Source organism: Alcaligenes sp. NLF5-7 (assembly GCF_024266725.1).
GTDB lineage: Bacteria > Pseudomonadota > Gammaproteobacteria > Burkholderiales > Burkholderiaceae_B > Alcaligenes > Alcaligenes phenolicus.
On record NZ_CP100755.1, the window covers coordinates 2,298,099 to 2,311,059 of the forward strand.

Here is a 12,961-nt window from a genome sequence, read left to right on the forward strand (position 1 = left end):
CTCTTGCTGTCAGATGCCGTCAACGTCCCGTTTCGTGTTACGGAGCTTTTAGTGTCCTATCCTGCTTTGCCTTATCCGATCTCTGCCTATACGCGTGGTACCGAGTTTGCGCGCCGTTTGGGGCAGCAAATTCTGATTCTGGATGGTGCAATGGGCACCATGATTCAGCGTTACAAATTGGGCGAGGCCGATTTCCGGGGCGAGCGCTTCGCGAATCACCATAAGGACGTCAAAGGCAATAACGAATTGCTGTCGCTGGTACGCCCGGACATCATTCGTGAAATTCACGAGAAATATCTGTCTGCCGGTGCCGACGTCATCAGCACCAACACGTTTGGTGCAACGGATATTGCCCAGGGTGACTACGATTTGCAGGGCATCAGCTATGACCTGAACCTGGCTTCTGCCCAACTGGCCTGTCAGGCGCGCGATGCCTTCAGTACACCCGAGTGGCCGCGTTTTGTAGCCGGTGCCTTGGGCCCGCAGCCCAAGACGGCTTCTATTTCCCCGGATGTGAATGACCCGGCCGCCCGTAACGTCACCTTTGAGCAACTGCGTGTGGCCTACACCGAACAGGTCCGTGCCTTGCTGGATGGTGGCGTTGACATTCTGCTGATCGAAACCGTTTTTGACACGCTGAATGCCAAAGCAGCTGTGTTTGCTCTGGAAACGGTCTTTGATGAACGCGGTGAACGCGTTCCGGTGATGGTGTCGGGCACGGTCACGGATGCCTCGGGCCGTATCTTGTCTGGTCAGACCGTGGAGGCCTTCTGGAACTCCATGCGTCATGCCCGTCCTATTACGATTGGCCTGAACTGTGCCTTGGGCGCTGCCTTGATGCGTCCCTACGTGGCCGAGCTGTCCAAGATTTGTGACACCTATGTGTGTGTCTACCCTAACGCAGGCCTGCCCAACCCCATGGCGGAGACCGGCTTTGATGAAACACCTGCCGATACGTCCAGCCTGCTGCAAGAGTTCACGCAAGCCGGTTTGGTGAATATGGTGGGGGGCTGCTGTGGCACGACGCCAGAGCACATTGCCGCCATTGCCGAGCTGTGCCGCAAGCTGCCTCCCCGCATTGTTCCTGACGTTCCTGTCAAAACCCGTTTGTCGGGTCTGGAACCACTGAATATTGACGAAGAAACCCTGTTTGTGAACGTGGGTGAACGTACCAACGTCACGGGCAGCAAGGCTTTCTTGCGCCTGATTCAGCAAGAAAACTACGAAGAAGCCTTGTCGGTGGCCCGTCAGCAGGTGGAAAACGGTGCACAGATTATCGACATCAATATGGACGAAGGCATGCTGGACTCGGCAGCCTGTATGCATCGTTTCCTGAACATGATTGCCTCCGAGCCGGATATTGCCCGCGTGCCCATCATGATCGACAGCTCCAAGTGGGATGTGATCGAAACCGGTTTGCGTTGCGTTCAAGGCAAGGCCATCGTGAACTCCATTTCCATGAAAGAGGGCATTGAGCCTTTCCTGGAACATGCCCGTCTGTGTCGTAAATACGGTGCTGCCATTGTTGTGATGGCGTTTGACGAGCAAGGTCAGGCTGATAGTTACGAGCGTCGGGTAGAAATTTGCGAACGCGCCTACCGCTTGCTGGTTGATGAGGTTGGCTTTCCGCCAGAGGACATTATTTTCGACCCCAACGTCTTTGCTGTTGCAACCGGCATGGACGAACATGCGACTTACGGTCTGGACTTTATTCGCGGTGTTGGCTGGATTCACAAGAATCTGCCGCATGCACGCTTGTCCGGTGGTATTTCCAACGTCAGTTTCTCCTTCCGTGGCAACGAAGCCATGCGCGAGGCCATCCACACCGTCTTCCTGTACTACGCTATTCAGGAAGGTCTGACCATGGGTATTGTGAATGCCGGTCAGTTGGGTGTGTACGCCGATATCGAACCGCATCTGCGCGACTTGATCGAAGACGTGATCCTGAATCGGGCCGAGCCCAAAGGGAAAACCGATCCGGCGGACGAACGCACCCCCACTGAACGCCTGGTGGAAATGGCCGAGAGCGTCAAAGGCTCCGGCGCCAAGAAAGAGGAAGACCTGAGCTGGCGCGAAACTACGGTTGAGCAGCGTCTGATCCACTCTTTGGTGCATGGCATTACCAGCTTCATCGTGGAAGATACGGAAGAAGTTCGTCAGAAGATTGATGCCCAGGGTGGTCGCCCCATCAGCGTGATTGAAGGTCCTTTGATGGACGGCATGAACGTGGTGGGCGACCTGTTCGGTCAGGGCAAGATGTTCCTGCCGCAGGTGGTGAAATCCGCGCGTGTAATGAAACAGGCCGTGGCCCACCTGATTCCCTTTATTGAAGAAGAAAAGCGCCAGATCGAGGCCGCAGGTGGTGATGTACGCTCCAAAGGCCGCATGGTGATTGCCACGGTGAAGGGCGACGTCCATGACATTGGCAAGAACATTGTGTCCGTGGTGATGCAGTGCAATAACTTTGAAGTGGTCAATATGGGCGTGATGGTGCCTTGTGCCGAGATCCTCGCCAAGGCCAAAGAAGTGGAGGCCGATATTGTGGGTTTGTCCGGCCTGATCACTCCCAGCCTGGAGGAAATGGCCTATGTCGCTTCCGAGATGCAGCGCGACCCGTACTTCCGTGAGCGCAATATTCCTCTGATGATTGGCGGCGCAACCACCAGCCGCGTGCATACGGCGGTGAAGATCGCCCCGCATTACGACGGCCCGGTTATCTATACTCCGGACGCCAGCCGCTGCGTGGGTGTGGCTACCCAACTGGTGTCGGACAATGTGGAAGAGTTTTTGGCTGAAGTGCGCGAGGAATACGAGCAAGTGCGCCAGCGCCATGCCAATCGTAAAGCCACGCCTTTGATCTCGCTGGAAAAAGCGCGCGAAGACAAGCCTGCCATCGACTGGTCCACCTACGTGCCGCCACGCCCTAAATTCATTGGCCGCCGCACCTTCAAAAACTACGACTTGGCCGATATTGCCCAGTTCATCGATTGGACGCCGTTTTTCCAGACTTGGAGCTTGTTCGGCAAGTATCCGGCCATTCTGGAAGACAAGGTGGTGGGCGAGCAGGCCAAGACGCTGTTTGCCGAAGGGCAGGCCATGTTGAAGAAAGTCATTGAAGGACGCTGGTTGACGGCAAACGGTGTAATTGCGTTCTACCCCGCCAACACCGTCAATGGCGAAGATATCGAGGTCTACTCGGACGAATCGCGCAGCGAAGTCTTGTTCACCTGGCGCAACCTGCGCCAACAAGGCGTCAAGCGTGAAGGCGTGGATAGCAAGTGTCTGGCTGACTACATTGCTCCGAAAGAAAGCGGCGTGGCCGATTACATCGGCATGTTTGCGGTTACTGGCGGGATTGGCGTAGACAAACTGTCCGAGCGCTTCCAGGCTGCCGGCGACGATTACTCGGACTTGATGATCAAGGCACTGGGCGACCGTTTTGCCGAGGGCTTTGCCGAATGTCTGCATGCTCGCGTACGTACCGACTTGTGGGGCTATGTCACCGACGAGCGCCTGTCCAACGAAGAGCTGATCGACGAGAAATACCAGGGCATTCGTCCTGCACCCGGCTATCCGGCCTGCCCGGAACACGTGGTCAAGCACGATATGTTCCGTGTCCTGCAGTGTGAAGACATCGAGATGTTCATCACCGACAGCTACGCCATGATTCCGGCTTCCAGTGTGTCGGGCTTCTACTTCAGCCATCCGCAGTCCAAGTACTTCAACGTGGGCAATATTGGTGAAGACCAGTTGCAAGACTATATCCAGCGCAGTGGTCGTACGGAAGAAGACGTACGCCGCAGCTTGTCGGGCGTATTAGGCTGATATGGGAACGACGGGGCCAACAGGGGCTAATCCGGGCGGCGCCGAGAGCGCCTCTCAACCCCGGCGTCAGGCTTTGGGACGATTTTTGCGTAATGCACGCGAGCGTATCCAGCCTGTAGACCTGGGGCTGGCTCCCGGTGTGCGCCGTCGCACTCCTGGTTTGCGTCGCGAAGAAGTGGCGCAGCTGTGCGATATCAGCACCACCTGGTACACCTGGATCGAGCAGGGTCGCGACGTTACCGTGTCCCCCACGGTCTGCGCCCGCCTGGCAACGGTCCTGAAACTGGCCCGGGCCGAGCGCCACTATCTGTTTGAACTGGCTGACTGCGCCGATCCCGAGCATTGGCAGGGTGATATTCAACCCTTGCCGCAAGGCTTGAGCGCATGTGTCGATAGCATCTCCGCCCCGGCCTACATTCTGGACCGCAGCTGGAACGTACTGGCTCGCAACGAAGCCTTGTTGGGTTTGTTCGATGGCTGGCCCGACCGTAGCGAGCAGCCCAATCTGCTGCGTTATATCTTCCTGGACCCGGCAGCGCGTGAGCTGGTGGTGGACTGGGAGCAGCGCGCCAGCCGCGTCGTGGCCGAGTTCCGCGCTGACGTAGGCGCCCACGCGGACGAAGCCGATATACAGGCTTTGATCCAGGAGTTGGCGCAGCAAAGTCAGGTATTCGCTTTCTGGTGGGGACGCCAGACCGTGGTGGAGCGGGAGGGCGGCTTGCGGGATTTCCGGCACCCCAGCCAGGGAGTGCGCCGCTTTCAGCAATTTACCTTTCGCCTGGCGATACGGCCGGATTGCAAGCTGGTGATGTTGCTGGAGGATGAGGATAAGCCGGTTTAAATTGGCTTCCTTATTATTTATTTTTCAAGATTGATTTTATTGCCAATCAAATTTTTTTCAATAAAATAAATTATCAAAATTATTGATTCTTGATTTGTCGTCTTGAATTAATTATCGGATTTCCCTCAATTACTTGAGCGCCGAAAAAGACTGCATTTTGCGAGATTGAGAGAGGGAGCCGGGCGTCAGGCCATAACTTGAGACGAAATGGCGGGTTAAGTGGCTTTGATCTGCAAAACCCGATAAAAGAGACGCTTGCAGTAAGGTGTGTCCTTGCATGATCAGGCGGCGTGCCATTTGCAGCTGACGCTGTAGTCGATACGCATGAGGCGGCAATTGCGTCACCGCCTTGAACGCCCTTAGAAATTGGAATCGGCTTAAACCGGCCTCCGTTGCCAGTTCATTAAGTGAGACCGGGATTTCTGGGTGAGCATCAAGACGAGCTTTGGCTCTGGCTAACTCGGCAGATAGAATCTCTGCTTCCGTGGGCTGATTATTTCCAAGCAGTGGCACCAGAATTTGAAAAAGCTCCTGCTCCGCAATTTCATCTATCAGTCCTTGCTTGGGCTCGCGCTTTGGATCGGTTAATGCCACGTACAGGCGCTTGAATGCCATGACCGCCGAGGTGTCGCCAAGAACAGGGTGGATAAACTCCACCCCGGCGCTATGCCCCATGGACTGGGCAAACTGGGCGATCAGCTCTGGGTCCAGATACAGCATGCGCCAGGTTCTTGCCTTGCCGTCTACGGGTCTTCCATCGTGAACTTCATTCGGGTTGACGGTAATCATGTTGCCGTTGGTCGCTCGTACCTGTCCGCGACCACTGGCTGAGTCCTGAGCTCCGCTGACCAGCACCCCTATCCCAAACTGATCGTGAGTATGCCGACCAAACGATTGGCTGGACATCGCTTCAACAGCGACGATATCTGTCTGCCCGCATACCTTCGCTTTGAATTGCTTACTGACCTTCATTTGGGATATTTCCTTTCATTTTCTAAGAGCGCACTTCGTGTTCCTGGATGAGTGGGGAAATGACTATTCTAATCGTTTTCTATTTTTGTTTTTATCAAAAAATAGTGCTCCCTCTTGATGTCTGCGGATTTTCTGTTTCCTTGCAATATCGTTCAAGATTTTTCTTGATCAATATTATTAAATACCAAGGTTATTACGTGAATTGATTTGCGTCCTAGAGGAAAAGATGTCAAGTCGCACACTTGGATATGTATTGTTGTCCTTGGCCATGATGACGGTTGGATCGACCGTTATTGCCTCCAAACTGATCGCTGGCAACATGCCTGCTTTTTTGGCAACGGCACTTCGTTTTGCTCTTGCCTTGCCGGTTTTGCTTGCCCTGATGTTCTGGCAGCGAGAGCGGTGGCCCAAGCTGTTGTTCCGGGACTGGGTACTGTTGCTGCTTCAGGCCGGGGCGGGCAGTGTTGGCTATACGACCTTACTGATAGCAGGCTTGTCCCATTTGTCGGCGGCTGATGCGGGCGTAATCATCGGCACATTGCCCGCTGTGTCTGCGCTCTTCTCCGTGATCGTCCTGGGCGAGCGGCCAGGGCTAAGGCTGCTGATCAGCGTCGTGCTGGCGACCTTGGGTGTCATGGCAGTGGTCTGGAAGGGCTCAGGTCCAAGTTCGTCCATTGGCATGTTTTATATCCTGGGAGCCGTGGTTTGTGAGAGCGCATTCATTTTGCTTAACAAGCGCATCCCTGTGCCGCTGCGGCCTTTGTTGCAAGCCACCACGATGACCGGTCTGGGCCTGCTGGTGTCCTTGCCCTTTGCTTTGCTTGAGTTACCGCTTTCCATGCCAGATACCGCAGCGATAGGTGCTGTGGCTTGGTATGCGCTTGTCCCTACCGTTGCAGGGTTTTTGCTGTGGTATGGCGGGGCAGCGCGGGTCAGTGGCAGCGAAGCGTCTGTATTTACGGCGGTGGCTCCTTTGACAGCCGTCACCCTGGCAGCGCTGGTTTTAGGGGAGCAGATTGGGTGGGTACAGATTGTGGGTGTTGCCACGGTCATTCTTGCCATTTTTGTGTTGACCTTCCCGGAGCGAACCCGAGCACGAACCGTACTGACGCAATAGGCAGTGTGCTTGCCTGTATTTCACATTTTCAATTGGCGAAAGGTGCCCTGCATACCATGTACTTCAATCATTCTGACACTGTGTGGAACCGCTTTCCGAGGCTGACGGCATTGGTCCTGGTTTTACAAGGGGTGAGGGTAGCTAAACTCCAAAACGATGCCCTGAACAGCACATTTACGAGGGTTGGCCAGTTGCTGGAGCAGGGGCCGGAGAGCGAACTCCCGTCTATTCAGGCCTGGCGTCAGGCGTATTCCCAGATGGGCATGAAGCCGACCCAATACCGCTGTGCGGTTGAGGCATTGCTGCGTCGCTTTCGTAAAGACGGACACCTGCCTGGCTTTCATCCCTTGATCGATACTTTGAACGCAGAGTCTATGCAGGCAGCCATTCCGATTGCGGCATTTGACTGCGCCCATATTTCTGGAGGCATCACAGTTCGGCCTGCCGATGGTACGGAGATTTACCGAACCTTTCAGGGTGAGGTCGAACATCCAACAGAGGACGAGATTGTGTTTGCCGATGAGGCCAACCATGCGCACTCACGTCGCTGGGTTTTCCGGCAGGGGGCTCAGTCCGTGGTCTCTAAAGAGTCAGATACGGTACTGGTCGTCGCGGAGGCATTACATGAGCGGGCTTATGAAGATCTGGAGGCCTTGCACGAACGCATCACGATACGTGCGGCTGAGTTGGAGATAGAGGTTCTGAAGGAGGGAATGCTGACTCAGCACAGTCGACGTTTTGAGTTTGTGCCTGAACTCTGTAAGTAGGGCATGGCGTTGGCGTCTTTCAGGTCTGTCAGCACAACAATCAGAGATAACAATGACTATTTTCCCCCCAGTAAGTGTTGATCGTTATGCACCACTTTTTGAGCCTTTGAGTATTGGTCCGGTAATCGCTAAAAACCGTTTCTATCAGGTGCCCCATTGCAATGGTATGAATCGGGTGCACCCAAGTGCAATGGCTCGAATGCGGGGGATCAAGGCTGAGGGCGGATGGGGTGTTATTTGCACTGAGCAGTGCGACATTCATTACTCCAGTTGTCGTCCGAGAGAGCTTAGGCTTTGGGATACCAGGGATATACCTGTTTTATCCAAAGCTTGTGAGGAGATAGCGCGATACGGTGCTTTGGCAGGCATAGAGCTTGCTCACAATGGTTTTCACGTAACTAATTTGGAGACGCGTGCTATCCCTTTTGCCCCTTCCTTGGCTCCGACAAGAGGAGTGGCTCCCGTTACTGCCAGGGAAATGGACAAAAGTGATATTCGAGACTTTTTGCGTTGGCACAGGAATGCTGCGCTTAATGCTAAGAGAGCTGGGTTCGATATTGTGTACATCTATGCAGGCCACGACATGACGCTTCCAGCTCATTTCTTGTCGCGGCGTCATAACCAGAGAACAGACGAGTATGGGGGCAGCCTGGAAAATCGAGTGCGTTTATTAAAAGAGTTGCTCTTGGATACTAAGGAGGCCGTGGGGGATCGATGTGCAGTCGCTTTGCGATTCAGTGTAGATGAGCTGGCTGGACCTTTTGGTCTTTCTGCTGAGGGGGAGGGCCGTGATGTTGTTGAAATGTTGGCCGACTTGCCGGATCTTTGGGATGTAAATCTCAGTCCATTTGGGAATGATGGACAGACATCGCGTTTTAGTGATGAAGGTTTTCAGGACAGTTACATCAGCTTTGTGAAACAGGTCACTGGAAAGCCGGTTGTAGGTGTAGGTCGGTATACATCCCCGGATCATATGCTGTCATTAATCTCGACTGGGAAGTTGGATTTGATTGGGGCGGCGCGGCCCTCTATTGCAGACCCCTATCTTCCGGAGAAGATCAGAACAGGGGCATTTGAGGATATTCGAGAGTGTATCGGTTGCAATATTTGTGTGGCATCAGACAAGCTCAGTGTCCCCTTGCGATGCACTCAGAACCCCACCATGGGTGAAGAGTGGCGTAGAGAATGGCATCCAGAAATCATCCAGCCCAAAAATACAGATCATAAAGTTTTGGTGGTAGGGGCCGGGCCTGCTGGTTTGGAGGCCGCATTGTGGTTGGGAAGACGTGGCTATGAAACGATCTTGGCTGATAAGGAGCGCAATCTAGGTGGACGTGCTCTGACGGAGGCTAGTTTGCCTGGCTTATCAGCATGGCGTCGGGTTGCCGATTGGCGAGTGGGGCAGTTGCGCAAGAATCCGAATGTCCTTGTTCTACCGGAGAATCCTGTTTCCGCCAGCATGGTTCTGGAGACAGATTGCGATTTGATTGCCGTGGCAACTGGCGCTCGATGGCGGGCAGATGGTGTGGGGCGTACCTACTCGGCACCCGTTGAAGGTTTGAACCGGTTACCGGTTTTTACTCCTGACGATGTAATGGCTGGGAGTTCGCTTGGCGGCCGGGTACTCATATTTGATGACGATCACTACTACATGGCAGGGGTGATTGGAGAGCGGCTTGCCGCCCAAGGTTGTTCCGTGAGTTTTGTGACGCCAGAGAGCTTGGTCTCGGCATTCACGCTCAATACGGCTGAGCAGCCAAAAATTCAGAAAAGATTGATCGAGCTGTGTGAGGGTGTACATGTATCCCACAAGCTAGAGAAGATTTTATCGGATGGCGTTGTGATTGCTTGTGTGTTTACCGGGCGCAAGCGATTTCTCCTTGCGGATGCGGTGGTATTGGTGACCTCACAGGTACCGAATGATTCCTTGTATCGGGAGCTTGATGCGCAGCTTGCTGTTCTCAATGAAGGGGATGGCCCCCAGCGACGAGTAGTGAGGATTGGTGATTGTTATGCACCGGGTACGATAGCTGCCGCAGTTTATGCCGGTCATTTGTTCGCTAGGACATTGGACAACCGTTTATATGACATACCTCCATTTCGTCGAGAGAATGTGACATTGGATTGGAACCAGACTCTCCCGGAGGATTTGGATGTATTCAATGCGTTTCAGTCAGAGCGCATGGATATGTGTTCATAGCCGCTGAGGTTTTCATGCAGACCCCCATAACAATGCAAACCGACGCGTTTGATATCAAATTGGCTATTCAAGACCTTGTCTCGTACAGGTCGTTGAGTCGTAACGGTATGGCTGCTTTGATGGACAGTATCGTTTCTGGGAAAGCTAGCCAGGCACAAGTTGGGGCAGTGCTGACTGCATTACGCATGCGTGGTGAGACTATCGATGAGATAGTCGGTGCCGCTCTTGCAATGCGAGCACGTATGGTGACTATACAGGCTCCACCAGGAACGATGGATATTCTGGGAACGGGGGGCGATAACTCGGGGACATACAACGTTTCTACATGTGCTGCTTTTATTGTGGCAGGTGCTGGAGTTCGCGTAGCCAAGCAAGGGAATAGAGCATTTTCCTCAAGGTCTGGTGCTGCTGATGTCTTGCGAGCGCTTGGGGTAAATCTGGACGTACAGCCTCACACGATTGAACGCTGCATTGATGAGGTTGGAATTGGGTTCATTTTTGCTCCTGCTCATCATCCAGCTCTTGCGAAAGCGATGCCGGTGCGCGTAGAGCTTGGAACCAGAACACTTTTTAATATTCTTGGTCCGTTACTCAATCCAGCTGGGGTTAAGCATCATTTGGTTGGTGTTTACGCCAGAAGCTTAGTTCGCCCTTTAGCTGCTGCTTTGGCTGAGCTTGGATCTGAACGGGTTCTTGTTGTTCATGGTTCTGATGGACTAGATGAAATTACTACCACAGGTCCGACTTTTGCAACGTTGGCTATCAGTGGTCATTTGACTGATCTCGAGATACGGCCAGAGGACCTTGGCTTGTCTATAGCTGCGCCTGACGTCTTAAAAGGAGGAGATCCGCAGACGAATGCACATGCACTGCGTTCAGTCCTCGAAGGGGAGGCTGGGCCTTATAGGGATATCGCATTGATCAATGCGGCTGGAGCATTAATTGCATCCGGGAAAACAGAGGGCTGGTTGGATGCCATACGAATTGCGCGTGCTTCCATTGATGAGGGCCAGGCATTGCGATGTTTGCAGCGTTTGATCTCTGTTTCTTGTCAGGGGGATGCTCCCCAACTGTTTTCCTCTGAGCTTTCTGGTGACCTATGAGTATTTTGAACACGATCAAGGCTTATAAGCTTGAGGAAATCGAACGAGCTCGTAGCGAGATGTCTCTATCTAGGTTTGAGTCTCTTATATCCCGGTTGCCACCACCTCGATGTTTCGTTTCCGCCATGGAAAAACGCGTGGTGCGAGACCAGATTGCACTGATTGCAGAGATCAAGCGAGCGAGTCCATCAAAAGGATTGCTTAGAGAAGGCTTTGATGTTGTTGAGATTGCCCAAGCATATAAAAAGGGCGGTGCAGCATGTTTGTCGGTTTTGACTGATGCCCATTTTTTTCAAGGGAAGGCAGGGGATCTGCAGCTTGCAAAATCTGCGTCTGACTTGCCGGTACTGCGTAAGGATTTCATTGTGGATATGTATCAGGTCTATGAGTCCAGAGCGATGAACGCCGACTGCATTTTATTGATTATGTCGATGCTAGGTGATGACTCCTTACTGAAAGAGCTGATGGAGCGGGCTCAGAGTCTTGGAATGGAAGCGCTGGTTGAAGTTCATGATGAGGCCGAGGCAGAACGCGCCTTGTCTATGAATGTACGAATGGTCGGGATAAATAACCGTAACTTGAGTGACTTCTCGGTTGATCTTGGCGTGTCAGAGCGATTGTTCAAGATGTTGGGGCCGCATTGTTTGGCAGTTAGTGAAAGTGGAATATCCAGTCCAGCAGAAGTGCTTCGTCTTAAAGCTAGCGGAATAAAGGGTTTTTTGATTGGTGAGCAGTTGATGCGAGTGTCTGATATTGAACATGCGACGCGCTCTATCACCTGTTTGTAGTGGGTGTTTGCAACCCACCTTTCTTTGTTGTGACTTTGTTTTAAGAGGAACACTATGTCGATATATGAGGCCGCAGAGCAAGACGTGCCGTGTTTGGATGTTCGTTATTTAGAGAGTCATTGGGTTTCAACAGCTAACCTAGCTAATATTTGCTCTAAATCCGGCACCCCTGTCTTTGTTTACAGCGAAAGCCAGGTTCTGAAGAACTTTCAGCGCATTACATCAGCCTATCGTGCTGCAGGCTTGGAGGGGCGTGTCTCCCTGTACATTCCGTTTTTCCCCAATGCAAACCCTCATGTCATGAAACCTCTTCATGATGCAGGGGCTGGTATCTTGTTACAGATGCCTAATGAGTACGAGCTACTCACACAGTATGGGTTTGACAGATTCATTATTTCTCCAGGGCATGTTTCGAACAAGGAACTCAGCTATTGGAATGCCAAAAAGCATTTGGTGTTTCTGGCTAGCCTTGATGAAATCGCATTTGCTATTGAGCAGAATGCGCCGACGATCAGTGCTCGTATAGATAGTCTTCGTTCGGATAAACCTGGGGTGAAGGTCGAGCAACTGGGACAATTAGCCCAAATGTTGAAAGATAGTGGGCGAACTCTGGAGTGCTTTGAGGTGTATTGCGGAAGTGGCAATTCACTTCAGGATATGGTTGATATCGTGCGTGAAATCTTCCACATGTTTGTTAAACACTTTCCATCAGCGAAATCAATTAATTTTGCGGGTGGGCATGGTTTTAACTATGAATTATGGGATGAAGAGAAAAAGCATTTTGACTGGAATACCTATTTCCTTGCGATCCGTGACCTAGCGGTCGAAATGAAAATACCTGAGACGGTTAAATTCTTATTTGAACCGGCCCGTGATGTGTTGGCTGATTCCGGTGTTTTGGTGTCAAGCGTCAAACGAGATGTAGTGCGTCATTCCAATGGGCATATCGTTGTTACAGATAGTTCTCGCATGTTGATGCCCTCTGCCCAGCTACTTAATCGGCCTCACAATACTGTCTTTCTGGACGACCACTTTCAGGAAATTACAGACTACAAGGACGCGGGTAGAGCCAAAATTCGAGGCCGCACGCTGCTACGGAATGACTATCCTATACCAGGTGAAGTGACTGTCCCTGCCTCGGTAAAGGCAGGTGATTATTTGCTGGTTCTTGATGTGGGAGCGTATTGCGCGACGCAGCATATGGAGTTTTTGAATGTGCCGCCTGCTGGTGAGGTGATCGTTGGCAAGGATGGCCAGGCTCGCATGATCAGCAAGCCGGGTGATGACGCTGATAAATGGCGCAATCTGCTGGCGGCGCCCCAACTACTTTCTTTCGCTTAGGTGTTTC

General features: G+C 52.6%; 9 protein-coding genes. 8 read left to right on the top strand and 1 reads right to left on the bottom strand.

The genetic code is table 11. From position 1 onward, the window contains the following. The first annotated feature begins 51 nt into the window (after window positions 1–51). Together metH and MID00_RS10585 are read left to right on the top strand one after the other, a co-directional pair. On the top strand, window positions 52–3,825 hold the full coding sequence (gene metH, locus MID00_RS10580; protein WP_254498804.1) for a methionine synthase: 3,774 nt from the start codon (window positions 52–54) through the stop codon (window positions 3,823–3,825). A gap of 1 nt (window position 3,826) precedes the next feature. Next, window positions 3,827–4,666 (top strand): helix-turn-helix transcriptional regulator, encoded by an 840-nt coding sequence (locus tag MID00_RS10585; RefSeq protein WP_254498805.1) that lies wholly within the window; start codon window positions 3,827–3,829, stop codon window positions 4,664–4,666. A gap of 129 nt (window positions 4,667–4,795) precedes the next feature. Here MID00_RS10585 and MID00_RS10590 read toward each other — a convergent pair whose 3' ends face one another. Beyond that, window positions 4,796–5,638, bottom strand: a complete 843-nt coding sequence (locus MID00_RS10590) for an AraC family transcriptional regulator (protein WP_009458723.1) — start codon at window positions 5,636–5,638, stop codon at window positions 4,796–4,798. 226 nt (window positions 5,639–5,864) lie between these two features. Between MID00_RS10590 and MID00_RS10595 the strand changes: the two genes are divergently transcribed. Genes MID00_RS10595 through MID00_RS10620 form a run of 6 tightly spaced genes read left to right on the top strand, consistent with a single transcriptional unit; the run spans window position 5,865 to window position 12,954 of the window. After that, window positions 5,865–6,755 carry a DMT family transporter gene (locus MID00_RS10595; RefSeq protein ID WP_031233054.1) on the top strand — a complete coding sequence of 297 codons (891 nt, stop codon included), beginning with the start codon at window positions 5,865–5,867 and terminating at the stop codon, window positions 6,753–6,755. 56 nt (window positions 6,756–6,811) lie between these two features. Beyond that, window positions 6,812–7,522, top strand: a complete 711-nt coding sequence (locus MID00_RS10600) for a B3/4 domain-containing protein (protein WP_009458725.1) — start codon at window positions 6,812–6,814, stop codon at window positions 7,520–7,522. A gap of 52 nt (window positions 7,523–7,574) precedes the next feature. Next, window positions 7,575–9,722 carry an NAD(P)-binding protein gene (locus tag MID00_RS10605; RefSeq protein ID WP_254498806.1) on the top strand — a complete coding sequence of 716 codons (2,148 nt, stop codon included), beginning with the start codon at window positions 7,575–7,577 and terminating at the stop codon, window positions 9,720–9,722. Between the two features lie 14 nt (window positions 9,723–9,736). Then, a complete protein-coding gene (gene trpD / locus MID00_RS10610; protein WP_235332462.1) occupies window positions 9,737–10,825 on the top strand; it encodes an anthranilate phosphoribosyltransferase in 1,089 nt (362 codons plus the stop codon). Continuing rightward, on the top strand, window positions 10,822–11,613 hold the full coding sequence (gene trpC, locus MID00_RS10615) for an indole-3-glycerol phosphate synthase TrpC (protein WP_035270368.1): 792 nt from the start codon (window positions 10,822–10,824) through the stop codon (window positions 11,611–11,613). The genes trpD and trpC overlap by 4 nt, the downstream gene beginning before the upstream one ends. Window positions 11,614–11,667: 54 nt before the next feature. Then, window positions 11,668–12,954 (top strand): diaminopimelate decarboxylase, encoded by a 1,287-nt coding sequence (locus tag MID00_RS10620; protein WP_254498807.1) that lies wholly within the window; start codon window positions 11,668–11,670, stop codon window positions 12,952–12,954. The last annotated feature ends 7 nt before the right edge of the window (window positions 12,955–12,961 follow it).

Excerpts from the sequence above, each read along its gene's own strand:
- MID00_RS10585 (WP_254498805.1), top strand. The coding sequence starts at position 3,827 with ATGGGAACGACGGGGCCAACAGGGGCTAATCCGGGCGGCGCCGAGAGC.
- MID00_RS10590 (WP_009458723.1), bottom strand. The coding sequence starts at position 5,638 with ATGAAGGTCAGTAAGCAATTCAAAGCGAAGGTATGCGGGCAGACAGAT.
- MID00_RS10595 (WP_031233054.1), top strand. The coding sequence starts at position 5,865 with ATGTCAAGTCGCACACTTGGATATGTATTGTTGTCCTTGGCCATGATG.
- MID00_RS10600 (WP_009458725.1), top strand. The coding sequence starts at position 6,812 with ATGTACTTCAATCATTCTGACACTGTGTGGAACCGCTTTCCGAGGCTG.
- MID00_RS10605 (WP_254498806.1), top strand. The coding sequence starts at position 7,575 with ATGACTATTTTCCCCCCAGTAAGTGTTGATCGTTATGCACCACTTTTT.
- trpD (WP_235332462.1), top strand. The coding sequence starts at position 9,737 with ATGCAGACCCCCATAACAATGCAAACCGACGCGTTTGATATCAAATTG.
- trpC (WP_035270368.1), top strand. The coding sequence starts at position 10,822 with ATGAGTATTTTGAACACGATCAAGGCTTATAAGCTTGAGGAAATCGAA.
- MID00_RS10620 (WP_254498807.1), top strand. The coding sequence starts at position 11,668 with ATGTCGATATATGAGGCCGCAGAGCAAGACGTGCCGTGTTTGGATGTT.